Origin of the sequence: Oceanobacillus sp. FSL K6-3682 (assembly GCF_037976165.1) — a bacterium.
GTDB lineage: Bacteria > Bacillota > Bacilli > Bacillales > Amphibacillaceae > Oceanobacillus > Oceanobacillus sojae.
Window position 1 is genome coordinate 4489419 of record NZ_CP150263.1, and the last position, 23724, is coordinate 4513142.

At 37.0% G+C, this 23724-nt stretch carries 24 protein-coding genes and 1 other annotated feature; of the genes, 5 read left to right on the forward strand and 19 right to left on the reverse strand.

The window, feature by feature from the left end:
• Positions 1-19: 19 nt before the first annotated feature.
• Entirely contained in the window at positions 20-694 is a 675-nt protein-coding gene (locus MHH51_RS21745) for a GntR family transcriptional regulator (RefSeq protein WP_147211863.1), read from the reverse strand.
• A 94-nt stretch (positions 695-788) separates the two neighbouring features.
• Here MHH51_RS21745 and allD point away from each other — a divergent pair, with 94 nt between their 5' ends.
• Complete coding sequence (allD, locus tag MHH51_RS21750; protein ID WP_147211864.1) at positions 789-1799, forward strand: ureidoglycolate dehydrogenase; 1011 nt, start codon at positions 789-791, stop codon at positions 1797-1799.
• 169 nt (positions 1800-1968) lie between these two features.
• Here allD and MHH51_RS21755 read toward each other — a convergent pair whose 3' ends face one another.
• Together MHH51_RS21755 and MHH51_RS21760 are read right to left on the reverse strand one after the other, a co-directional pair.
• Positions 1969-2298, reverse strand: a complete 330-nt coding sequence (locus MHH51_RS21755; RefSeq protein WP_339283561.1) for a hypothetical protein — start codon at positions 2296-2298, stop codon at positions 1969-1971.
• Positions 2299-2420: 122 nt separating this feature from the next.
• On the reverse strand, positions 2421-2990 hold the full coding sequence (locus MHH51_RS21760; RefSeq protein ID WP_339283563.1) for an MFS transporter: 570 nt from the start codon (positions 2988-2990) through the stop codon (positions 2421-2423).
• A gap of 142 nt (positions 2991-3132) precedes the next feature.
• Positions 3133-3389 (reverse strand) — a binding site (T-box leader).
• 206 nt (positions 3390-3595) lie between these two features.
• Here MHH51_RS21760 and MHH51_RS21765 point away from each other — a divergent pair.
• Positions 3596-4561 (forward strand): L-lactate dehydrogenase, encoded by a 966-nt coding sequence (locus tag MHH51_RS21765; RefSeq protein WP_246145217.1) that lies wholly within the window; start codon positions 3596-3598, stop codon positions 4559-4561.
• A gap of 64 nt (positions 4562-4625) precedes the next feature.
• Here MHH51_RS21765 and MHH51_RS21770 read toward each other — a convergent pair whose 3' ends face one another.
• The 3 genes from MHH51_RS21770 to MHH51_RS21780 all read right to left on the reverse strand — a co-directional run bounded on the left by MHH51_RS21770 (position 4626) and on the right by MHH51_RS21780 (position 8418).
• Positions 4626-6056 carry a four-carbon acid sugar kinase family protein gene (locus MHH51_RS21770; protein ID WP_339286343.1) on the reverse strand — a complete coding sequence of 477 codons (1431 nt, stop codon included), beginning with the start codon at positions 6054-6056 and terminating at the stop codon, positions 4626-4628.
• A 10-nt stretch (positions 6057-6066) separates the two neighbouring features.
• Positions 6067-6969 (reverse strand): 2-hydroxy-3-oxopropionate reductase, encoded by a 903-nt coding sequence (gene garR / locus MHH51_RS21775; protein WP_156986150.1) that lies wholly within the window; start codon positions 6967-6969, stop codon positions 6067-6069.
• 72 nt (positions 6970-7041) lie between these two features.
• Positions 7042-8418: a gluconate:H+ symporter gene (locus MHH51_RS21780; RefSeq protein WP_147211866.1), complete on the reverse strand. Its 1377-nt coding sequence runs from the start codon at positions 8416-8418 to the stop codon at positions 7042-7044.
• A 658-nt stretch (positions 8419-9076) separates the two neighbouring features.
• On the opposite strand from MHH51_RS21780, the gene MHH51_RS21785 reads away from it, so the two are divergent.
• The gene (locus MHH51_RS21785; RefSeq protein ID WP_147211867.1) at positions 9077-10870 is read left to right on the forward strand and encodes a discoidin domain-containing protein; all 1794 of its coding nucleotides are present in this window, start codon (positions 9077-9079) and stop codon (positions 10868-10870) included.
• Positions 10871-11119: 249 nt separating this feature from the next.
• Entirely contained in the window at positions 11120-11737 is a 618-nt protein-coding gene (locus MHH51_RS21790; RefSeq protein WP_339283566.1) for a GntR family transcriptional regulator, read from the forward strand.
• Between the two features lie 101 nt (positions 11738-11838).
• Here the strand turns inward: MHH51_RS21790 and MHH51_RS21795 are convergent, their stop codons facing one another.
• From MHH51_RS21795 to MHH51_RS21855, 13 genes are all read right to left on the reverse strand, one after another.
• Complete coding sequence (locus MHH51_RS21795; protein WP_339283568.1) at positions 11839-12606, reverse strand: 2OG-Fe dioxygenase family protein; 768 nt, start codon at positions 12604-12606, stop codon at positions 11839-11841.
• 271 nt (positions 12607-12877) lie between these two features.
• A complete protein-coding gene (locus MHH51_RS21800) occupies positions 12878-13501 on the reverse strand; it encodes a class II aldolase/adducin family protein (RefSeq protein ID WP_339286345.1) in 624 nt (207 codons plus the stop codon).
• 33 nt (positions 13502-13534) lie between these two features.
• Entirely contained in the window at positions 13535-14557 is a 1023-nt protein-coding gene (locus MHH51_RS21805; protein WP_186813700.1) for a zinc-binding dehydrogenase, read from the reverse strand.
• Positions 14558-14616: 59 nt separating this feature from the next.
• Entirely contained in the window at positions 14617-16065 is a 1449-nt protein-coding gene (locus MHH51_RS21810) for a PTS transporter subunit IIC (RefSeq protein ID WP_147211871.1), read from the reverse strand.
• A 6-nt stretch (positions 16066-16071) separates the two neighbouring features.
• Positions 16072-16359 (reverse strand): PTS sugar transporter subunit IIB, encoded by a 288-nt coding sequence (locus tag MHH51_RS21815; RefSeq protein WP_186813701.1) that lies wholly within the window; start codon positions 16357-16359, stop codon positions 16072-16074.
• A 20-nt stretch (positions 16360-16379) separates the two neighbouring features.
• On the reverse strand, positions 16380-16841 hold the full coding sequence (locus MHH51_RS21820) for a PTS sugar transporter subunit IIA (protein WP_339283570.1): 462 nt from the start codon (positions 16839-16841) through the stop codon (positions 16380-16382).
• An 84-nt stretch (positions 16842-16925) separates the two neighbouring features.
• On the reverse strand, positions 16926-17663 hold the full coding sequence (locus MHH51_RS21825) for a GntR family transcriptional regulator (RefSeq protein ID WP_147211874.1): 738 nt from the start codon (positions 17661-17663) through the stop codon (positions 16926-16928).
• Positions 17664-17888: 225 nt separating this feature from the next.
• Positions 17889-18242 (reverse strand): PTS glucitol/sorbitol transporter subunit IIA, encoded by a 354-nt coding sequence (locus tag MHH51_RS21830; protein ID WP_147211875.1) that lies wholly within the window; start codon positions 18240-18242, stop codon positions 17889-17891.
• A gap of 44 nt (positions 18243-18286) precedes the next feature.
• Positions 18287-19321 (reverse strand): PTS glucitol/sorbitol transporter subunit IIB, encoded by a 1035-nt coding sequence (locus MHH51_RS21835; protein WP_147211876.1) that lies wholly within the window; start codon positions 19319-19321, stop codon positions 18287-18289.
• A gap of 9 nt (positions 19322-19330) precedes the next feature.
• Entirely contained in the window at positions 19331-19882 is a 552-nt protein-coding gene (locus MHH51_RS21840) for a PTS glucitol/sorbitol transporter subunit IIC (protein ID WP_147211877.1), read from the reverse strand.
• Positions 19866-20339 (reverse strand): transcriptional regulator GutM, encoded by a 474-nt coding sequence (locus MHH51_RS21845; RefSeq protein ID WP_147211878.1) that lies wholly within the window; start codon positions 20337-20339, stop codon positions 19866-19868. Before MHH51_RS21845 ends, MHH51_RS21840 begins: the two co-directional genes overlap by 17 nt.
• Before the next feature lie 3 nt (positions 20340-20342).
• Positions 20343-22226, reverse strand: coding sequence for a PRD domain-containing protein (locus tag MHH51_RS21850; RefSeq protein ID WP_339283572.1), 1884 nt, complete (start codon positions 22224-22226; stop codon positions 20343-20345).
• A 27-nt stretch (positions 22227-22253) separates the two neighbouring features.
• Positions 22254-23051 (reverse strand): SDR family oxidoreductase, encoded by a 798-nt coding sequence (locus MHH51_RS21855; protein WP_339283573.1) that lies wholly within the window; start codon positions 23049-23051, stop codon positions 22254-22256.
• Positions 23052-23227: 176 nt separating this feature from the next.
• Between MHH51_RS21855 and MHH51_RS21860 the strand changes: the two genes are divergently transcribed.
• Positions 23228-23665: a pyridoxamine 5'-phosphate oxidase family protein gene (locus MHH51_RS21860; RefSeq protein WP_156986153.1), complete on the forward strand. Its 438-nt coding sequence runs from the start codon at positions 23228-23230 to the stop codon at positions 23663-23665.
• Positions 23666-23724: the final 59 nt, after the last annotated feature.

Below are 23724 nucleotides of genomic sequence, written 5' to 3' on the forward strand. Positions count from 1 at the left end.
CCCCTTTATAACATTTTATTTAATTAAAATAGTCAGGATACCTATCCTTTAGTGCCTTTTGATCATATATAAGCAATGCCAGGTGCGCCCGAATCAAATCCTCCGCTTTTTTTTGATTCTTTTCCTTTATAGCCTCAACCATTGCCTCATGCTGTTCAACTAACTTCTTCCAGTTCAATTTTAACTCGATACTCAATTTACGAAGCCGCATAGAATGCGTGTCCATTTTTTGAATTGTTTTCCATACACGTCGCTTGTCTGCTCCCTCTGCAAGCAGCCTATGAAATTCTTTATCTAATATATATAAGGTATTTTCATCATCATCATCTCTTGCTTTTTTCTGTTCTATTACATTCATTTCTAATTTATTCAGACATTCATCAGAAAACTGTTCACATGCTAAACGAATAATTCCTGCTTCCGCCTGCTCTCGTAAAAAACGCGCTTCTTCCACATGATCTAAATCAATTAATGCCACAAATGATCCTCTTTGCGGAAGCACCGTTAAAAGTTCATCTTCTTTTAATCTTAGAAAAGCTTCTCTGACAGGGGTCCGGCTAACCTCCAGCTCTTCAGAAATTTCTTTCTCAGAAATAGCCGCACCAGGAGGCAACTCCAAATCCATAATAGATTCTCTCAATGAATCATAAACAAAATCTCTCGTTGAATGTTTAAATTTAGTTCGATTTAACATCTTCTTATCTCCTTTCTGAAATTTATTCTACCACACTACCATACAAGTATGCTAGTATAAATTTAAACGTTTTCAAGGGAAAGGAGAAATTTCTATGATTCCAAAAAAGGAGCTCCAAGATATAACAAAGAAAATATTTTTAAAGTATGGTGTAACAGAAGAGGCTGCCGAAGCAATTGCTGATGTTCTGGTGCACGCAAATTTAAGAGGTGTCGATTCTCACGGTGTTCTAAGGGTAGAACATTATATTAAACGAATTCAATCGGGAGGTATTAATCCTGCTGCTCAACCACGAGTAACCGAGACCTCCGCCTCAACTAGTGTTTTAGATGGGGATAATGGATTTGGACATTACATCTCTAAATCAGCAATGGATATAGCAATTAAACAAGCGGAAGAAGCAGGAGCCGGAGCTGTAGCGGTCAAAAATAGCAGTCACTGTGGCGCACTTTCTTACTTCGTTGAACAAGCTGCTCAAAATAATTTAATTGGTATAGCGATGACTCACACAGATAAAATTGTAGTTCCTTTCGGCGGATCAGAACCCTTCTTCGGTACTAATCCAATCGCTTTTGGCTTTCCAGCAAATAAGGAAGAACCTGTCATATTAGATTTCGCTACAAGCACCGTTGCCTTAGGTAAAATTTTAAATGCAAAAGAAAAAAAAGAAAGTATTCCCCACGGTTGGGGAGTGGACGAAAATGGTGAAGCTACACACGATCCGAATAAAGTAGTTGCATTATCACCTTTTGGCGGTCCAAAAGGATATGGATTAGCAATGGTAGTTGAAATATTCTCTGCTATGCTGACTGGAGCAGCTTTTGGCCCGCATGTCTCTAAAATGTATGGTGAATATGATAAAAATCGAGAACTAGGACACTTTTTTATGGCAATCGATCCAGCAAAATTTGTTTCCATTGATACATTTACATCTCGACTTGATCAAATGATTCAGGAATTAAGAGAAACTACCCCTGGTCCAAATATAGACAAAGTTTATATTCCTGGTGAGCTGGAGATGCTCAATGCCAAAAAAAGAGGGAAAGAAGGGATTCCATTGCCTGATTCAGTCCTTGCATTTTTGAAACAGGAAATTGTAAAATAAGGTTCAAGGTTATAAACAAATAGTAGCTTAATCATCTGATAGAGGGAATTAACATAACCTTTCCCTCTATCTTCATTTAAATGATTCAATTTTTAATAGTTTTAATTAGCTTGATAACCCTTTCTTTGATACTTCTTTTGTATCAAAAAATTAAAACCAATTCCCAACCCTAAAAATAAGAAAGAGCCCCCAATCTAATTTCAATCAATTCAGCTGCTATTCCGATCGCCAAAGTAAATAAAACAATGAAAGCTGCTTCCACCAATCCAAAAACAGTAAAGAAACGCCCCATAATCTCCACTGGTATATTATTTTGATAAAAGGTCAGAAAGCCTGTGTTGGCAAAAGAAAGTGCAAATGTCAGCAGAAAGAATCCTGTTGCAGCTGCCATAAAATTTGTGGAGAAGACAAAAATTAAATAACCAATGGGCGTAAATATAACCCCGAATCCCATCAGTATATTAATTTTTAAAAGCTTAGCAAACAACGCATTAATCAAGGAACCAGCTACAATTCCTGCTCCTGCAATACTGACTTAAAATCCATAGGCGCTTTCATCCAGAAGCAGAACCTCTACTGCAAAAGCAGCCTCCATCGAATCAAGCCCTGTCATAAAAACAGTCACTCCACCAAACAAATATAAATCAAGATAATATATTTATGGTCAGCTCCATACTTTAGAATCTTCTTCCAATCCTGAATAACAGACTGCATATTAATCCTGCCATTTATTTGAGATTGCTCATGCAGATTAGGCAGAAAAAGAATAATTATGGCAGAAATACACAATGCTCCTGCATTCGTAAATATAGCAAGCGCAGGACTCCCAACCATAAATAATGCTCCAGCAATAGATGGCCCCAATATAAAAACGCAGGAATTAATAAAATTACGTAAGGCATTAAATCGCTGTAGATTTCCTTTTGGGACTAACTTAGTCATATAGACAACAGACGTCGGCTCGAACATGGCACTTGCAACATTTATTCCAAACACAATAATATAGATTACCAGTAATGAATCCAAAAAAGGAAGAACAAAAATAAGTCCTGTCCGGAATAAGTCCAGTCCAATCATCAGATGCTTTTGATTCAAATGATCAATAAATGAACCTGCCCAAAAGTTAGTGAACATTGCAGCTAATGGCATTAGAATATACAGTATAGAAACCGCAAGCGGGGATCCTGTCATTTCTAAAATAATTAAATTTAATGCAATCAGGTATATCCAGGCTCCTTAGATACGCCTATCCCCGTTAAAAGTAATGAGGTGTTTTTCCACCCTCCCCAATTTTCTTCCATAAAAAAGCCCGCGTCCTAAAAGTTATTTAAACTTTGAGGACGGGACTTCTTATATCACAGAAGATCGTGGTGCCACCTCATTATGTTTCTGCATCTCTGCAAAAACCTCTATAAGCAACAGAATCAATCATTGCTTCTCCCGATAACGGGAGAACCGGCACATCAACATCTGACAATCCTATGTGCAGCTTCGAGGCTTGGTTCAATATAATTTCGCACGCTCCTTCTCAGCTTCTGGAGTTCTCTGTAATGCTTTTCTTATATTTGCTCTTCTCTTCATCGCTTTTTTTTATAATTTTTATCAGCTTTGATTTTGTTTAGAAATACTATACACATTTCCAGTTAAAATTCAATAGGAAATCCTATTTACTTTTCTACTTCCTTCAAGTATTCTGAGCCTAAGAGAAAACTTATTAAAATACTATTGACTTATATTGTGAAATGATTCACAATATAAGAGTGGAGTATTAATTATAAAACCAAGGGGTGGGCAGAATGATGGAAACAAAATATCAAAAAGTAGATAGAGTTGTTTTAATCGGATCAGGGGCAGTTGGAATCAGTTACGCATTTGCTTTAATGAACCAAGGGGTAACGGAAGAGATAGCAATTATTGACTTAAATGCAGATAAAGCACTTGGAGATGTATGGGATTTAAACCATGGCAAGACTTTTGCGCCTTCTCTTACAAATATCTGGCAAGGGGACTACGAAGACTGTAAAGATGCGGATATCGTCTGTCTCTGTGCAGGAGCAAACCAGAAACCAGGTGAAACACGCTTAGATCTCGTTGAAAAAAACATGAAAATCTTTAAAAAAATTGTGGATGACGTCATGGCTTCAGGCTTTGATGGAATTTTCTTAATTGCAACGAATCCTGTGGATGTTCTAACACAGGCAGTAATTGAGTTTAGCGGTCTTCCTGCACATCGTGTTATTGGAAGCGGCACAACATTAGATACAGCACGGCTCCGTTATAAACTGGGAGAGTATTTTAAAATTTCACCTAAAGCTGTCCATGCATACATCATTGGTGAACATGGAGATACAGAGCTGCCGTTATGGAGCAGAGCAACGATTGGTCCTGTGCCGCTTCATACTTATCTTGAAACGCATGAAAACCACAAAGCTGAGGATCTTGATCAAATTTTTGTGGAAGTGCGTGACGCAGCTTATCATATCATTGAGAAAAAAGGAGCTACTTTTTATGGCATTGCCATGAGCCTCGTACGGATTACAGAAGCTATTTTAAAGAACGAGCATACTGTGTTAACTACAAGCAGCTATTTACAAGGGCAATATGGTGTGAAGGATGTATGTATTGGTGTCCCAACTATCATCAGCCGTAAAGGAGTTCAAGAAATCATTGAAGTACCAATGAACGAGGATGAACAGAAGAAATTCATGCATAGTGTACAGACTTTAAAGGACATTTATGAGCCTGCAATCAAGCGTCTATAAATTTTAGATAAATATTAAAAAGTAATAGGAAGCAGATCATTCTGCTTCCTATTACTTTTTTCACCTACTCTTTATCTTCCAGCACTGCCACAACGTCTTTTAACGTTTCCGGCTGTCCGACATTTCCCGGGAAAATAATATAAGCAGCATTTGGAAATTTGCTCTCCGGTCCAGTCTTCCAAACAGGAATACCTGGTTTCACCTGTCCTGCTACTTCTGCACGTTTTACAGACAAGCCTTCTGTTCCGATACTGCTGGAAGTAATCCCTCCCTTAGCAACGACATAACTTGGCTGTACTGCCAAATCCTTCACAATACTCGTTACCGCATCTGAAATTTTTACAGATTGCTTTAATTCTTCCTCTTTCTTATTTTCTCCAAGATCCAGACGTTCTCTGCGCGTATAATAAACAACGGATTGACCATTTTTAATCGCTTCTTCACAAGCTAAACGAACCCGTTCTGTTTCTTTTTTAAACTTCTCTTCATCCTGAACAAGATGTACATCAAATTCAATTCCCTGCACCAGCCCGCTATCCAGCAGATGCTGTAATTGTTCTGTTGTTTTTTTCACATGAGAGCCGACTGCAATCAATCCACCATTTTCCCTGCTTTTAGAAATAAGCATTTCTTCTCTGGTTAATAAAGGTTTATCACTGATATCTCCAAGTACTTTCGTTAAAGAAGCGGCGCTGCGGCAAATAAAATACTTCCCGGCACGAATAGCTTTGATTAATGCCGTAGCAAAAACCTCTACATCCTCATAGCCGACTGCGTTCACTACGATTTTTTGAAAATCCTTAGCCAGCAGCAGCTGTTCTTTAATTTTATCTACTTTTTGATCACGTAAATCCTCTAAAGAGATATAAATGGTATTTTCTTTTGTATATCGGCCATTCGTTTTTTCCTCCACCCATTTACCAAGATCAGAAGCAGTAAATCCAAATGTTCTATCCTTCGCAAATTCTGTATCCCCGGCAGGAACCAGGATATCACCATCCTGAACATAATGGATATTATTTATGGTGAATCTTCCGCCCTCTTTAAAAAACGGGATAATAACCTCTCCATCAAAGGAAGCCGCTCCCTTTTCTTCGATAGTTTCTTTCAGAATCTCTGTTTCCAGCGGGTAATGCCCGCGCATCGTAGAATCTGAACGGCTAATTAAGATATATGGAATGTTTTTTTCCTCAGATACTGCCTGCACACGTTCAGCAATGTCTATATGACAGCGAATCGTTTCCTGTTCGGTAAATCCGCGTGAATTTGTTAAAATAAAAAACATGCTTTCTTTTTCTGCAAAACCTGCTTCAATCGAGGCTTTATCCCAATTTGTATATACTGATACACCATGCACCGTCTGAATTCCTGTGGGATCATCATCAAGGACAACAATTTTATACGGAGAATCTGCTAATTCTGCTTGCAGAGCGGATAGCGTTTGCTGTCTATCAACTGCTTTGATGCTTCTCAAAATCTCTTTCGCATTTAGCATTTCTGCCATATTACTCCACCTCTTCTCTTTTCACAGTCACATTTGCTAATTTTTCATAATGCTGCACAATACTTGCGTGGTCTAATGTTTCTTTTCCGTCACTTGCTAATGAATGGAAGATTTCTAATAGCTGACTGGATAAAGGAAGCGGTACATGCAAATCATGTGCTGTATTCATTACATTGGTAATATCCTTCATATTAATATCTACGCGGCCGCCAGCTGTAAAATTACGATCCAGCATCATCGGAACTTTTGCATCTAATACCGCACTTCCAGCCAAGCCGCCCCGAATCGCCTGATACATTTTCTCTATATCAATCCCCGCTTTTGTAGCAAGTGTAACCGCCTCTGATACAGCAGCAATATTTAAATTAACAATAATCTGGTTAGCTAATTTTGCTGTGGATCCGCAACCCGAATCACCAACTAAGACCACATTATTCCCCATTGCTTTTAGAACAGATTTTACATTTTCAAAATTTGCCGAATTTCCTCCGACCATAATAGCAAGTGTTCCATCAACTGCTCCTGTCTCTCCGCCACTTACCGGAGCATCTAAGAAGGCCACGCCTTGTTCTTTTGCATCAAGAGCTAATTGCTTGGACTCTGTTGGTAATACAGAGCTCATATCCACGATAACAGTATCTTCATTAGCACCTTCGATAACACCATTCAGACCAAAAATAGCTGCTCGGACATGATCTCCTTTTGGAAGCATGGTAATAACTACATCACTATTTTCAGCTACTTCTTTTCCAGTTGCTGCAGGTATTGCCCCTTCTGCCGCAACTGCTTTCACAGCCTCTGGATTCAAATCAAAAGCAGTCACTCTGAAGCCAGCTTTTAATAAATTCTTTGTCATTGGCATTCCCATAATTCCTAATCCAATAAATCCAACACTTTGTTTCATTTTTTCTCCACCTTTTCTTCGTATAGATTAAATATGTAAGGGGTATTGAACAACCCCTCTTATTTCTTATTATTAAAGACCTGGCAAGAAACCAGAAATAGCGTTCAATAGGTGTACCATTACCAGTGCTGTCACGCCAGCTGCAAATCCTCCTAAACTCCATATACGAATCGTTTCCGTTACAGATAATCGCCCGAATTTATTTACCACCCAGAACCCAGAATCATTTGGCAAGGATAGTCCAATACCACCTGCCGCTATTGCAAGTCCTAATAGAACTGGAGATGCACCTAAGTCTGCGGCTAGTGGCCCTAAAATCGTAGAAGTTGTAACTAGAGCTACTGTTGCACTTCCTAAAGAAGCCCTTAAAATTTGCGCAAAAACAAAGCCTAAAATCAACGCTGGCATATTAAACCCTGTCATCAAATTTACAAGTAAATCTCCTAGACCAGTTTGCTGAACAACTTGTCCAAAAGCTCCGCCAGCACCAGTAATTAACAATACCATCCCTGAAGATTCAAATGCTTCTTTCATGACCACTTCTGTTTTTTCTTTAATATATGGCTTTAATACGAACATTGCAACAATTACACTGATAAGCAATGCACTATTTTTATCTCCAACAACTGCAAAAATTTTACCAAGTATTGTTTCGGAAGAGTCTTGCAAAATAACATTATTAACGACTGTATTTGATAGAATTAATACAATTGGTAAAGCAAGCATAGCGTAGGCCAGCCATGTTGGCATTTCTTTGCGATTGGGACCTCTTTCCGCTTGCTCAACTGTTTGTAATTCCTCTTTCACATCTTCTAAACGGTTACCATTAGGAATACGTTTCCCAATTATTTTCCCATAAATCACTCCTCCAACTAATGTGGCAGGAATAGCTACGAGTAATCCATATATGAAGAAAACACCAATATCCACACCCATCTGGTCCGCTACTACTAACGGTCCTGGCGTAGGGATGATTAAGCTATGTGAAACAATCAATCCAATCGCAAGAATAGCTACAAATGTTGCTAAAGAAATTTTCGTACGCAACGACAAACTATAAATCAACTTATGTAAGATGATAAAAGCGGCATCAAAAAATACTGGAATAGCAACTGTTGTCGATGTAGCAGCTATAGCATATGGTGAATTTTTCACTCCAAACGTCTTCAACATTGAACTTGCAATCTTTTCTATTGCACCTGAAGCAGCTAAAAATTGTCCAAATATAATTCCTAAACCAATCAGAATTCCCACACCGGCCAGTGTATTACCAAAGCCTTCAGCAATCACCGCGGGTACTTCATTTGCCGGAATAGCAGAGACAATCCCAATACCAATTGCCACCACTAATAATGCAATAAAAGCATCCCATTTAAAACGTATAATAAGTACAAAAAGAATAATTAAAGCAACAACAAAACCAATAATTAATCCATTACCTGTTAACATAATTTATCTTCCCCTTTATGGTTTGCCCATGTACTTCTCCATCCTTGTCACAACTGAACAAAATTACTTTATTATAACTGCATTTGAAACGCTTTCATTAAAATATGTTCTTTCTTTTTGAAATCAATCTGCCCATTGTTTCAAAAACTAAATTTTTATCATTGTATTCCTGTTCCTCATTTTTACCCTGGTTCCTTTTGCTCCTTACCAGATAGCAAGAAATACTTCTCATCCAGCTTTCTAATGTTAAGGATTTTTTTAGTAAGCGATTTCTTTTTGTCAATTAAATATTTTTATCATCTGTACCCCCTCTCCAGTTTCATTACGGCAGTGATATGGTCACAACATAATGTCATATTTTTATTACTTTAAAGTCCTGCCCCATGAAAAATATTCTTTAAAGAACATGATCTTCGCAAATCACTTAAAAATTATTCTAGCATGATAATTAGCCATTGACAACAAATTGTATACAATTTATCATTTTTAGTATACATTATTGGAAAGCGATTACAAAATGGTTCTCTAAAATTTATAAATAAAAATATAGAAGGAGATTGATACAAATACACATTCATTCCAATATATACAGGAAAATAAGTTACTAATCAGAAAGTCTATTCACTTTACTTATGTCTTTTTTAAAAGGAGCATTTACATGAAAAATATTTCGAATTATAAAATTATTATGCCGGTGTTAGTTATACTCGTTGCCCTCATTGTGGTACTAATTACAAATAACCAAAATGACGAAACCATTGACAGTGATTCAGAAATTTCTACAGTGAATTTACAAGATGCCCCTGCATTTGATGAACAAAAGATTGATGATATTTCTTACCTTTTATCCCTTCCGGACACTGTTGATGAAGAACTCGTTCCACTAATAATTATTTCCAGCAATAACCAACAGCAAGTTTTAAATGCGTTAGCGGACTCTTCTATTCAGACGGAGAAAAAAGCTGTACTTATCAATATCAGTACCTCCATTAGCAAAGATGATCTTAAAACGGTTGTTGATGAAATAAGAAGCACTTATTCTATAGAAGACTCAAAAGTATTTGGTATCAACATGGGAGATTCTTCAGCAATAACAGATCTAGAAGCTGATTTTAAAAAACTTTTCACCAACGTCATTACCATCTCTCCAGATAATATAGAAACAGAAAAAATTATTGCAGAAGTAGATAACCTGTTAGAACAAAGCAGAGGTATTATTTATAACAGTACTGTAAAACATCAGCATGTCTCAACAAACAGTAATACACCTGTTGTAGATGCCCTGGACGAGTCTCCTGATACAGTATGGGTCCCGGAAGAAAATGGAGAAAAGGAAGTTATTATTGCATTTGATAATGAAATAGTAGTTAGCCGATGGCAAGTAGAAGCCAATCAGCCAATTACATCCATGACTCTGCAAACGAGTTTAGATGGAGAAAAGTGGACAGACATCGACGTAATTCAAAGCAATAATCACAACAGAGTTGATCGAATATTACCTGCAACAAACGCACAATATGTGCGATTTACAACAGATGAAGATGATATTGAAATAGCTGAATTGGAAATATACGCAGAATATGCTGTTGCTGCATCATTTTCCTTTGAAGAATATACGAATGCAGCAGGAAATACCATGCCTTACCGTCTCTTTGTTCCCGATAATATTGACCAGCTAACAGATATACCCGTTATTTTGTCTCTTCATGGAAGTGGACAACGAGGTACTGATAACAATCAGCATTTAGGTATTACAAAAGGGGAGGGCACTATTTTATGGACATTGCCAGAAATTCAAAAAGAACATCCGGCTCTCGTAGTTGCGCCTCAAATTAGTCCTGATCAATTATGGCGTGATGAAGAAGTGATGAACTCCATAGAACATATATTAGAAAGCCTCAAGAAAACATACCCTGATATAGACACAAATAGAATTTACGCTACAGGGGTGTCTATCGGGGCAGAAGGCATCTATAATCTAGCTATTAAAAATCCCGATTTATACGCTGCCTTGCTTCCTGTGGCAGGCGGACCGAATAATCCGGTAGGTGATGCTCCACCAGTAGAAGAAACTGTCATCCCTAATATTTCAAAGTATGCTGACATCCCTGCCTGGCTTATGCAATCTTATGATGATAGTGTAAGAGCTCACACACTTACTAACGAATTAGTAAACGCCTACAGAGAACTAGGCTATAACCCAAAATATACAGTTTATTTACCAGGTGAAACAGAAAAAGTAGCCACAAGCACGCATAGCTCCTGGATATACGCTTATCAAGATGAACGAATTATTGATTGGTTATTCTCTCAATATAAAACAGATCGTGTTGTTCCGGAAAATAAAGCTTATCAGCCTGTAGAAGAATATTCCGAAGAAGAAATCACCCAGTTGGAAACAGACAGAAGACACTATATTGATCTTGACGAATTTACCGAACTTGTGGAATGAAATGATATATTATTCTCTTAGAGAGTTATCTATATCTAAACGAAAGTTAATTAAAAAATAACTTTAATGCAATACACTTAAGTTTGTAAATAGGATGTAGAAAGTATGTGCTTTAAAACCTCTTTTGATATAATTATGAAAAGAGGTTTTTTTATTATAGATAAAGTTTCCTCTTTTTATAATTTACAAAGGATAAATGAACCTATACATAACAACACATTTTATTTGATTTAATAAGGAGAACGCGAAATGACAAACAAGAAAGCCAAAACTGCACAAATTTATGCTTATGAAACAGTTAGAGATCGTATCTTACAAGGTAAATACGAAGGACAGACAAAATTAATAGAAGATAAGTTGGCGAAAGAACTACAGATTAGTCGTACACCTGTCAGAGAGGCTATTCGTCGATTGGAGCAAGAAGGATTAATAAAAAATAAACGTATTATCAAACCTTCTCCAACAGATATTCGCCATATGTTTGAAATGCGTATCGTTATTGAGGGTTATGCTGCTTCAAAAGCTGCGAAATTCATGATACCTGATAATATTGCTATCATACGTTCAGCTATTGAAAAAGCAAAGCAATCCGAAGATCCTGAAGAAATTATTAACTTCAATAAACAATTTCATGACTATATCGTCAAAGAATCGCGTAATCCAATTATGATTGAGACAGTCGACCGGATGCAAGCCATTATCTATATGCTCAGCCATGCAGTCGTTTTTTATAACAGACCTTTTTTATTGGATGAACACAGCAACATTTGTGATGCTATTGAAAAACATGATCCAGTAGAAGCAAATAGGCTGATGCAGGAGCATTTACAGGCTGATTTGGAGTTTGTATTGAATATAACCGACTGACCAGCAATACAAACTTGATAATTTTTTGTAAGGACATTGTCTATATAAAAGAAATCTCTTCTTCCCGCTTGAATCCAGGTTGAAGAGTCTTCTTTTCTCGCTTATGATTCATCTACATCGGCTACAACAGTTTGCTGATAATCAATTAAGATTACAGAACGTACACCAGCTTCGTCACCGTCGCCTTTTTCAATAGGGCTGACATAATGCGAAACTGCCGAATCCGCTACACCATAGGATTCTAATGGCTTTGTGATTTCAAAAATCTCTTTCACATCTTCCTGATCAACCGTATCAAAATTCTCTCCTGCTGCTTTTGGAACACCAATGGCGTTGGTACCGCCTTTCACATTCTCTCTTTTAATTAAATGAGCAAAAGTAAACGGCTCTCCATCCTGATGAAAGCAGTTTGGTGAAGAAACAGCTTTATCTGTATCATTTTCCACATAGAGCTTTACAAAATGCACACCAACATGAATCGGCATAATGCGGTCTTCTTCCTTCCAAAATGTTTCATGATAATCAAACAGGATAATTTTTTCTAATAATTTATTTGCTTGTATTTCTTTATCAATACAAGCAAATTCACGATAAGATCCTGGATACTCTGGATTAAATTTACCTTGGAAGTACGCAGAGTACTCCTCTCCGTCTTTTGTCAGTGTTGGAAGCCATTCAATCTGACTAGAGGATGGCAGTACAAGTGCACGTGAATATCTTCTGTAGCGATTTAATCCTTTAGCATATTCGTCGGCAGGAAGGTCCTCAAAATAATTTAATAATGTCTGGTAGTCTGCTTCTATACCTTCATAGTTTAATTGCTGCATTAAATCATACCGCGCATAGCCATTGTTTTTTAAATTGCTCATCTATATTACTCCTTTATTGTGTAAACTTCTTGTTATTCAGGTAAGTTGGGTCTAAAAAATTATAGTCCCAACTTATAATTTTAGATGATTAGAACTGAAAAAACAAATGGGATAGTAGCTAAGTTAAGCAATATAATGATAGCAAATAAAAAGGTCTAAAAGCTATTCACGAATTAAAACACATGCTTACTAAAAAAGAGATAGTACTTTCATTTTTCAAGTAATAAACCGAATGAAATTAACTTACAAACTGATTTCATTCGGTCTATTTTTACCCACTCACATACGTTTTAAACCCTTCTAAAGCATTATCTAAATCCTGTTCAGTCAGAGGGTTCACGCTATTTAACGTGTAACTTCCATATGCCAGCAGCGCAACTTCCTCAATTACTTCTGCTCTACGATATGCATCCTTCAAATTACTTCCAACGGCTACTACACCATGATTAGCCAACAGGACTCCTTGATTATCTCCTAACGTCTCCACTGCATAGTTTGCCAGCTGCTCCGACCCATAAGTAGCATATGGAGCTACCGGAATTTCTCTTCCAATATCAGCAATCATATAATGAACTGGCGGTATCGGCTTATGCGCGCAGGCAAACATCGTAGCATATGTTGAATGTGTGTGGACAATTGCTTTAATCTCTGGACTTTTCGCATAAATATGGCTATGCATTGGTGTTTCTGATGATGGCTTTCGATGGCCATGTACGACTTCACCGCTTCGCAAATCCACCTCAAGTACATCCTCTTCTTTCATCTCATCATACGGTAATGCAGAAGGAGTGATATACATCATATCCCCATGTCTAATACTTACATTTCCCGATGTACCAACTGTCAGCCCGCTATTGGAACACATTTTTGCGTATTTAACTACTTCCTGTTTCATATTCAAGAGATATTCCTCCATTCTATTTTTAAATTACAATAACACCGCATTTTTTATAACTTTTCCTTCCTTATGGTTAATAATCGCCTGCTCCACTTCATCCAGTCCATATTCCCCATTCACAAAAATATCAGCTGTAATTGTTCCTTGTGTAATCAGATCAAAAGCTGCTTTTACATGCCGGGGTGTTGTATGGAATATCCCTTTTAAGGTCAACTGAGAGTAATGCAGTAAATTCGTTTGTGTTGTAATCGTTGTATTCGATTTTGGTCCGCCAAATAAATTAACCAGTCCCCCTTTTCGTGCCATAAGGATGGTATTTTCCCACACTTCAGGCATCCCTACTGCCTCAATGGCCACATCTACACCACGATTATTTTCTGTAAGACTTTTTACTGCTTCTACAATATCCTCTACCTTACTTATATTAATAGTTGCAGATGCCCCCAGCTCCTTTGCAACTTCTAATCTTTCGGAGTTCATATCCGTTGCTATGACATATGCTCCTTTTAAAGATGCTAATTTAATAAAAAACAATCCAATCGGTCCTGCTCCATTAACTACCACTCTATCTCCCAGTTTAATATTCGACTCTTCGATGCCATATACCGCGCATGATAAAGGTTCTGTTAATGCAGCACTTTTAAATGAAACTGAATCAGGTATTAAAAATGTGTTTTGATCTACGATTCGTTTAGGTATTCGTTGATATTCTGCATAAGCACCCCAGTTAATTAGTAAATCCTCACACATTGAATGCTGCCCTTGTTTACAGTAATAGCATTGATTACAAGGTGCAGAATTATGGGCTACTACTCTATCTCCTACTTTGAACTTAATTACATTTTCTCCAACAGCTTCTACCACTCCTGCTGCCTCATGCCCAAATAGTATAGGCGGCTCTAAAAGCGGATACCCTCTCACATACGTTTTTACATCTGTTCCACAGGTAAGAGCTACCTTATTTCTAACAATAATTTCTCCTTCATTTGGAGATGGTTTATCTACTTCTTCAATTCTTATATCCTCTGGTCCGTAAAAAGATGCTGCCTTCATTATATCTCTCCTCATTAATTTTAAGTTATTGGGTTGTTGGGTCAAGTTATGATGAACTTTCACCCTGTTTTCTTCTCTTGTGACTTATTATCCTCATTTTTTTCAAATTCTTTTTTTCGTAACTTCGGTATAAAGAAGTAAATATAAGAAAAGATGGATACTGCTACTAAGATGACGATTCCAATCACAATTCCTAAAGTCCACTCTGAGCCACTGATAAATGGAAGCATCAATAGCCATGGAAGTAAAAATGAGCCGCCTCCCAGACTCGATATTAGAGAAGCATTTTCAGGTATATTAAAGCTTGCCGCCTCTGCCAATTGTGTTTGCAACGGTGCAATAAATGTAGCAATTAATAAAATCCCTGCCATAAAGAATGAGCCGATGAGCACACCCCTAATTAAATTCCCTCTGCTCCAGACTACTGCCCAAACAGCAAAGAATGGCAGTACAGCTAAATCTGTAAAAGGCAAAAGCTGATTAATTCCGGAAAAGCTTAATACTACAGCAAGTATTAGAGTAATAGGGACTAATAATAATCCGGTTGCTACTACACTGGGATTCCCTACAACAGTAGCTACATCCAGGCCAATAAGAAGCTCTCTTCCTGGAAATTTCTTATTCAGAAACTTCTTTGCTCCATCAGATATAGGGAGCAGCCCCTCCATAAGTAACCGGACCATCCTTGGAAAAATCATCATTACTGCACCTAAAGTTATAGCAGTGGTCAGTAATTGACTAATGCCACTTTCTAATTCTCCCGCCATAATTTGTGGAAAAAAGGCAAGTGCTCCAATTAATGCCCCCAGAACCGTTCCAATAAACAAAGGCTCTCCTAAAATTCCGTATTTCTTTTGAATCTTATCTGGATCAGCATTTAATTTATTTAATCCCGGTATTTTATCTAAAACTTTATCTAGGACCATCCCTACAGGTGCCCAGGCCATTGTTTGCATATGTGGCAATGAAACTCCAGGCAGTCCGAAAAATTCCTGTACCTTTGGTGCTGTCATGTCTGCCAGCTTTAATGTAATGACTAAAGCTACCAATCCAATGACAATTGATAAAATAAAATTATTCGTAGCTGCGTAGATAAATGCAGCTCCAAAAATAAACTGCCAATAATTCCACATATCGATATTTAATGTTTTAGTGAACTTAGTAATAATCAGTAAAATATTTAACAGGATGCCTAAACCAAAAATCCACGGAAGTATCGTAGTGGCTGAAAATGCTGCCGCAGCAGCGGTCGGCCAGCCTGTATCAAGTATTGTTAAATTTATATTCAAATTACTTACCATTGCTTCAGCTGCCGGTCCCAGCGTTTCCACCATCAAACCAATCACCAGGTTAATCCCTATAAAACCTATACCTACCGTCAATCCCGCTCTTATTGCCTTCCCAATTGGTACTTGAAAAATCATTGCCATAATAAAAATAATAAACGGCATAATAATGCTTGGTCCAAGATTTAAAATAAAATCGATAACCTCGCGAACAGCTCCCATAATTGTTTACCCCCTTTGGAGATAGCTTTTTATTTCTTCATTTACTTCTTCTACACCAAGCCCTGTTAAAAAAGGTACCCCGCGGAGCACTGGAATATCGGTATCTAAATTTACTTCTGCTGTACTGACAATTACATCTGGATTCACCGATTGAATTTGTGAAGCTATTTCAGAAGTGCGGCACTGATAAAATTCAGCCTGATATCCATTAGACTCTAAATATTCTCTTATCTGTTCTATCACCGATGTAGACGTTGCAACTCCTGTACCACAAGCTACGATAATCTTATTCATGATTTTTCTCCCCTTTTCTATTAATTCCATGTGTCTATCAGTGAAACAATTTCTTTTGCCGACTGCGCCTTTAACACCAAATTTTTCTTTTGATTATCCCTGAAAAGCTCCATCACCCCTTTCAATACATTCAAATGTGCTGAACTATCTTTTAAAGCTAATACAAAAACGATATCAGGATATATTGACTTTTGTTTATTTTCCATTAGTTGAAACGTAATATCACTATTTAACTTAATCACGCTAATAATAGAATGATTGATATGTTCTGTTTCTGTATGCGGTATAGCGATAGAACAATCTTCCATCAATAATCCCGTTGGATGTTCCTGCTCTCTTTCTATTAAAGCTTGTTTAAAGGAATCTTTGACATATCCCCCTAGTATCAGTTCATTACTAATACATTCAAATAATTCCTGTTGACTTGAAGCCCCCTCAATATTGCTGGCTATAAATTTATAACTCAGGCCTAGGCTGCTCATTACAATACCACCCCTCAAAATGATTGCGCTTTCATTTCTTTTGTTAAGTATATAGTCAATGGGTTGTTGGGTCAAGTTATTTTTTTATTTAATTAATTCCGTATAAAATCTGCATCTGTCTCCTCGTACAATCGAACGCAGATAGCTTACCGGACGCTTGTCCAAGTCATAATCCACTCTATCCAGTAATAATCCTGGCATTCCTGGCTTAACATCCAAATGCTTACTTTCATAATCACGAATCAGGACTGGTTCAAATACCTCTTTCGATGAAACGACACTTATATTATACTTCTGCTCCATGAAAGTAAATAACGTATTCTTTTCTACATCCTCTTTTGTTAAATGAGGTACAATTTTTTTAGGCAGGAAAGTAGTTTCAAAAATTAAAGGCTCATTATTAGCACATCTGACACGAACTAGTTGAATCACTTTTTCCTCCGTATCAATCTGTAATTGCTTTGCCACACTTTTTTTAGGGGTGACTTCATCAATATCCAAAATAATATCATATGGATTCAGCCCTTTATCCTTCATCACCTTGCTGAAGATATAAAAACTGGTTAAAGACTGTTCCACTTTAGGCTGAGCCACAAAAGTACCCCGTCCCTGCTGACGATAAATCAAGCCTTCATGAACCAAATCGTCAACTGCCTTTTGTACAGTATTTCTGCTGACTTGATATTTTTCCATGAACTGATGCTCCGATGGGATTTTATCATTCGGTCTCCAATTCCCGGAATCTATTTCTTCGCGAATCGTTTCTTTCAGCTGATGATAAAGAGGTACAAATTCTTTATTTAAATCTGGATTATTTTTCATCACATTCACTCCCCAATAAATTATTTGTATAATTTATTATAGAATACTTATTCCAAATAGGAAAATATTACTCTTTTAAAGCAGGTTGTTTTCATCCTTATCTAATAAGTTTATATTATCTTTTTTTTAATAGTGGGCAGGGAATATTATTTAAGTGGTTAAAAAATCCCCGCAAGCCGCAGTCCTTCCTGCTCGCTTACGGGCATCTTATTTTAAAAATATCTCTTACTTCTCAATCCTAATTGTACTACCTGGCTTCACATCAGCCATCTCTTTCTCTTCTAAATAAAGGGAACCAGATTGTCCTGCCGTAGTACTTCCATCAAATTTCAATGTGATATGACCTAAGTCGTTTAAGTTCTTTCTTACTGCATCACCAACACTTGTGATCTGATAAGAAACATCATCTAATTTTAATGTGTCCCCTGCTGCAATGTCCTCATCCACAGATACTAAATCAATCACGTAGCAGAAATCCGCTAATTCACTTGGTGCATTATCTCCGAATAAAATCATCATTTTTTCTGCTTCAAATGCTTTTGCATCTTTTCCGATACTTTTAATTGTTGTTTGATACATGTTAAAACACTCCTAAATTTATTAATCTCTTTTCTTTTCCTCTATTATTTGTACAGCCCAAAGCTTGCCAGCCAGGCGACAAATACCCTTGGCACACCATTTAAGAATCTGGAATACAGAACAGATGGCACACCGACTTCAATTGTTTTTGTTTCTGCTTCTGCAAGACCTAAACCTACAGGGATAAAGTCCGCAGCATTTTGAGTATTAATTGCAAATAATGCTGGTAATGCCAGATTTGGCGGGATGTTCCCTTTACCAATCTCTACACCAATTAATGTTCCTAATACTTGTCCAATAACTCCGCCAGGTCCGAGTAACGGGCTTAAGAATGGTAAAGAACATACAAAACCGATAACCATTAGTCCCCAAATATTTCCTGCCAGCGGAGACATGATATTAGCAAATAAATCGCCGATTCCAGAACCTTGGATAATACCAATTAACAGGGCAACAAACCCCATAAAAGGGATCACAGTATGCAGCATGGTTTCTACAGCATCACGGGAAGCCTGATAGAAAGTGTTAATTACCTTCCCTGCTCCTAAACCAATTTTAGTAAGTAAGCTTTTATTTTCTTGCTCTGCTCTGGTTTCCATTATCTTCTTATCTTTAGAATAGGTTGCTTCGGACTCTGTCTTTTCTTTCTTTTCTGTTTCTTCAGAAGAAGCCTGCTGAACTGTCTCAGAAGCTTGTTCAGCTCCTTCATCTTCACCAGCAACACTTACTTGATCCACATCTACATTCGATACATAAATTTCTTCTGTAATATACTGTCTTAATGGACCACTTTTCCCTGTCGCCATAATATTAATTGTCGGGATACCTTTTTGAGGATAGATACCACAGCGTAATGTCCCTCCACAATCAATAACAGCAGCCATAATTTCATCTTCTGGAACGGATGTTTCAAAGCCGTTTACCGCGGAGGCGCCGGTAATTTCACAAATTTTATCTACAATGGCAGGCTTATGACCGCCTGTCACATACATTACTTTATCTTTTTTACCATTTATACCGATTACTAAAGGACCACCGAAACCGCCAGAGCCTTTAACTATTTTAACTTTTTTACTCATGGTCTCCACCTACCCTTCTATGTTAACTTTTTTACTTAATTTTACTTTTTGCTGTTTTTCTACATAGCTTGTTGTAAAGTCAGTTACCCAGCCGCCAACAAAGTTCATTACTAAACCAACTAGTAAATAACGAATTGCTAAATCTGTCATAGGTAATCCTAATTGTTGAATCCCGCTTGCAATACCTAAGAAAATAAATAATTCCGCCGGGTTAATATGAGGGAAGATACCATTACTTGTATGTGCGAACTGCCCTGCAGCTGCAAAATAACTTGGCTTGTACTTTTCCGGTAAGAATCTGCCTAATGAATGGAGCATTGGATTTGCCAGCATAAATGATCCTAAGAAAGGTAACACCATATATCTTAATAATGGGTTCCCTGCTGATTTTTGGGCAATTTTATTAATACGATTTTCCCCAATTAATTGAATTAAGGTATTCATTGCAATAAGTAACATAAGAACTAATGGTACAATGGATCCCATCCAGTCAATAAACGTATCTGCACCTGTTTGGAATAGGTTGATAAACCCTTCTGCTAATTTAACTATGAAGTCCATGTTTCTTGACCCCTTTCTTTGTGAACATTTTATTTACTTTATTTACAGCCTTCATCATTGGTGAAGGGATTCGTTCGATCTCTCCGCCTGCCTGCACCACATTAAATGTATGCTGTGCATCGATAATGGCCCGTGTTAAAAGCTTATTATAACCTGTGAAATCTTCTTCCTTGAGCTTATTCATCTTCTTGCCTTCTAAGCCCTTCAGCTGCTTAAATCTGGAAAACACGGTTACCCCTTGCATATAACGTGCTTCCTCGATTTCGTTTTTATTATTTAATTGAAATAAGACAAGTGTTCCTGATCTGATAATTGCCGGACGTCTTCCAATAGCTACACGGCCCTTTTCCCTGAGCTCTGTGTAATGCTTTGTGAAATGCTTGATTTGTACAAAGCCAAATAAATATTGGACAATAAAACCTACAGCTAAAATAATAATCAGCATGATAAAAAACATAAGCTATTTCCTCATTTCTTGATTCAAAGTATATGCAAACGAAGTATAATCCGTATCCTTTGTTAATTTATTCAGCAGATAACCATTGGTCGTCATTGCCAACACTTCTTCGTACACTCTGATTAAAATGGCTTCATTTCCAGCCTGATCAGGTGTAGCCAGCATAATAACGATATGAACATCCTGATAATCGCGTAACGGTTTATCTAATAAAGCAATCTTCATAAAGATTCCGTTCTGATGATGGCTCACATGAGGAAAGGCTAATTTCCCCGTAACGGTTGACTTCATTTGTTCCCGAGCAATAATACGTTCTGTGAAATCCTCGTCAACTTCTCCCTCCTCGATCAGCTCATCAGATAAAAAGCGAATAACATCTTCGTAGTAATCAAATGTATCGACATGATAAAAATCTTTCTCCTCAATAAAATCTACAAGGACACTTTGATTGAATAGCTTTTTATTCTTCACATCTTTATAAACCAAGAATTGCTCGATTTTTAATTTCAGCAATTGTGTATCCAGTATATTCTCGATATAGACTACCTTATTAAATAGACGGTTTGTCCAAACAGTAGAGACAATCAAATCAAATTGTTTAATATCCTCTGTTTCGAGCACCTCTTCATTAAATACCTCAATGTCAATTTGATTACTAAAGATCTTCTGTAAATTTGTTGTTAACAGCTTCGATGCACTTAAGCCCTGGTTAGTAATAATAGCAACTGATTTAATATCCCGGATTTTCTGTTCTAACTGCTCCAGGTACACGCTAAAATATAATGAAAGAAAACCAAGCTCATTAATTGGCACTTTCAAATTTATTTCTTTTTTTATATTTTCAGCTAAAACATTCGATAGCTCATAGGCGAACGGAAAACGCTGCTGCACATCCTCCATCAAGTTGTTATTTACCTTCACACCGAAAATCAAACGATTAATTAAATGTTTGATGTGAAGCTGAATATCTTTACTAAACATTGATTCATCAATTTTAATTGTGTAGTAATAATTGATATCTTTAATCGTATTCTTTATAATACGTTCAAGCATTGAATGCTCATTTTCATTAATTATTTCATCTATAATGGAAGCTCTGCGTCCAAGGAGCTGCAGAACAATAACGAAAATTTCCTCATTCGGCTTTTCTAAAGCATACTTATCGGTAATTGCTTTTTTTAATGCTGCAAAGCTTGTAAAATCTTCTGATTCAAATACCTGCTGATCCATATCTAAATCTGTCTCAATAAAGTATCCTTTTTCAAGCCTTCCCAGTGTCACTTGAACAGCTAATTTTAATCTGTCATAAGAAGACTCATCTAACCTGTATTTCTTTTTCAAATCTAATAAATGCTGTTCGATTTGGTCAGAAATCTGCTGCTCCTGATAACTATCAGGAAACTGTTCAATAATCACCTTGCGAATGGCAATTTCATTACCTTCCAGCTTTAACCCGACATTTTGCGTTCCTTTAATATCCACTGGATAAGATTGCAGTTTGTCTTTTAATTCTGTCACAATATTATTGACAACACTTTTGCTTAAGAATAGCTCTTCAGCAATCTCATCAATTGTGCTCTTCTCATGATCTAATAAATGATGAAAAACAGCGCCAAGTCTATCCTTCAATTCATTCTCATTGCTGCTTATTTCCTGTCGCAAAATTGCCAGCCGGTCAAAAAATTGATTTTCATCGCGGATAAGCATCGACAGAATATTATGCTCTTTCATAATTTGAGAAGTGCCTTCAAAATAATCATTAACTTGCGCTACATAATTGGACAACGTTCGTTGTGATATATTCATTAGATGGGAAAGTTTTTCAGCTGAAATATGATCCGATATAAGCACTTCTACGATTTTCAGATGCTTCTTATTAAGCTCCATAACCTCTCCCCTATTCTAATTTGGGGATTAACCTCTTGATTTACCCCCAGAGATATTGATTGTTGTTCCAGTAATATAGCTTGACTTCTCAGAACCTAAGTAGCATACCAAATCAGCAACCTCTGTTAATTGACCAACACGGCGGATTGGAATTGACTTAGAATAATCTCCATTTAGTTGATCTACTGTGGTATTTCTTGTATAAGCAAGCGCCTCTTCATATTGCTGCGTTCTTAATCCTGTTTCTTCCAAGATTCCTGGTGCAATCGCAACAACACGGATATTGTGTTTCCCTAATTCTTTTGCCCAGCTTCTTGTAAAGCCGATTAATGCTGCCTTCGTTGCTGAATAGATACTTTGTCCCTCAGATCCTTCTTGTCCAGCTTCACTGGCGATGTTGATAATAACACCTTTTTGTGCTTGGATAAAATAACGTGAAACCTCCTGACTAAAAAGGACAGGCCCTTTCAGGTTAACCCCAAGCATAAGATCGAGATCCTTCATATTAATTTCATACTCAGGCTTCTCTCCTTTTGCATCCACTAATAGTCTTGGTAAATTAATACCTGCATTATTCACCAATACATCAATTTGAGACCGCTCTTTCAAAATAGAATCGACCGTTCCGCGAACTGCTTTTTCATCTGCTACATTTGTTTCTTTAAAATGATAGTTCGGATGATCAATCGGATTGTCACGTAAATCCGTGTTGTATACAATAGCATCATTATCCAGGAATGACTGAACAATTTGTCTGCCGATGCCAGATGACCCGCCTGTTACAATGACTACTTTATTCTCTATATCTAACCAATTATTTGCCATTATTATGCCTCCTCTTGTTCTTCTCATTTCATTATATTGCTAACCGTTTTCAAAATTAATTTGTTGTTTTGTGCAGATTGGGGAAAAAGGGAAAATAATTATACGGGAAATGGAGAAACTACAAGCTGACGTTATATTTAAACACTGCAGGAATAAGAACAAGATGAGGTGACAACATGGATAAAGCAAAAATATCAGAAGAAATTCAAAAGATTTTAGATGTTTCAAAAGTCGGTGTCTTATCAACTTCACATAATAACGTGCCCAATAGCCGTTATATGGTTTTTTATCATGATGAAGCAATATTGTACACAAAAACAGACGAGGACTCCCCGAAAGTAGAGGAAGTGGAGAGTAATCCGCAAGCGCATATTTTACTAGGATATGAAGAAACAAAAAATAAAAGCTTCGTGGAAATCAGAGCAAAGGCAGAGATTATCGATGATCAGGAAATTATTAACTGGTTATGGGAAACACAGGATAAGACCTACTTTGACTCAAAAAAAGATCCGGATTTAACTGTCCTCAAACTGACTCCAGTCCAAATTAAAATTATGAATAGCGATAAACTTGATACACCTATGACGATTGAAATGAAGGATATTTTAGAATAAGACAACAAAAATCCGGGCAACCTCACTTTGGTCAAGAAAGGGTTGTCCGGATTTTCATC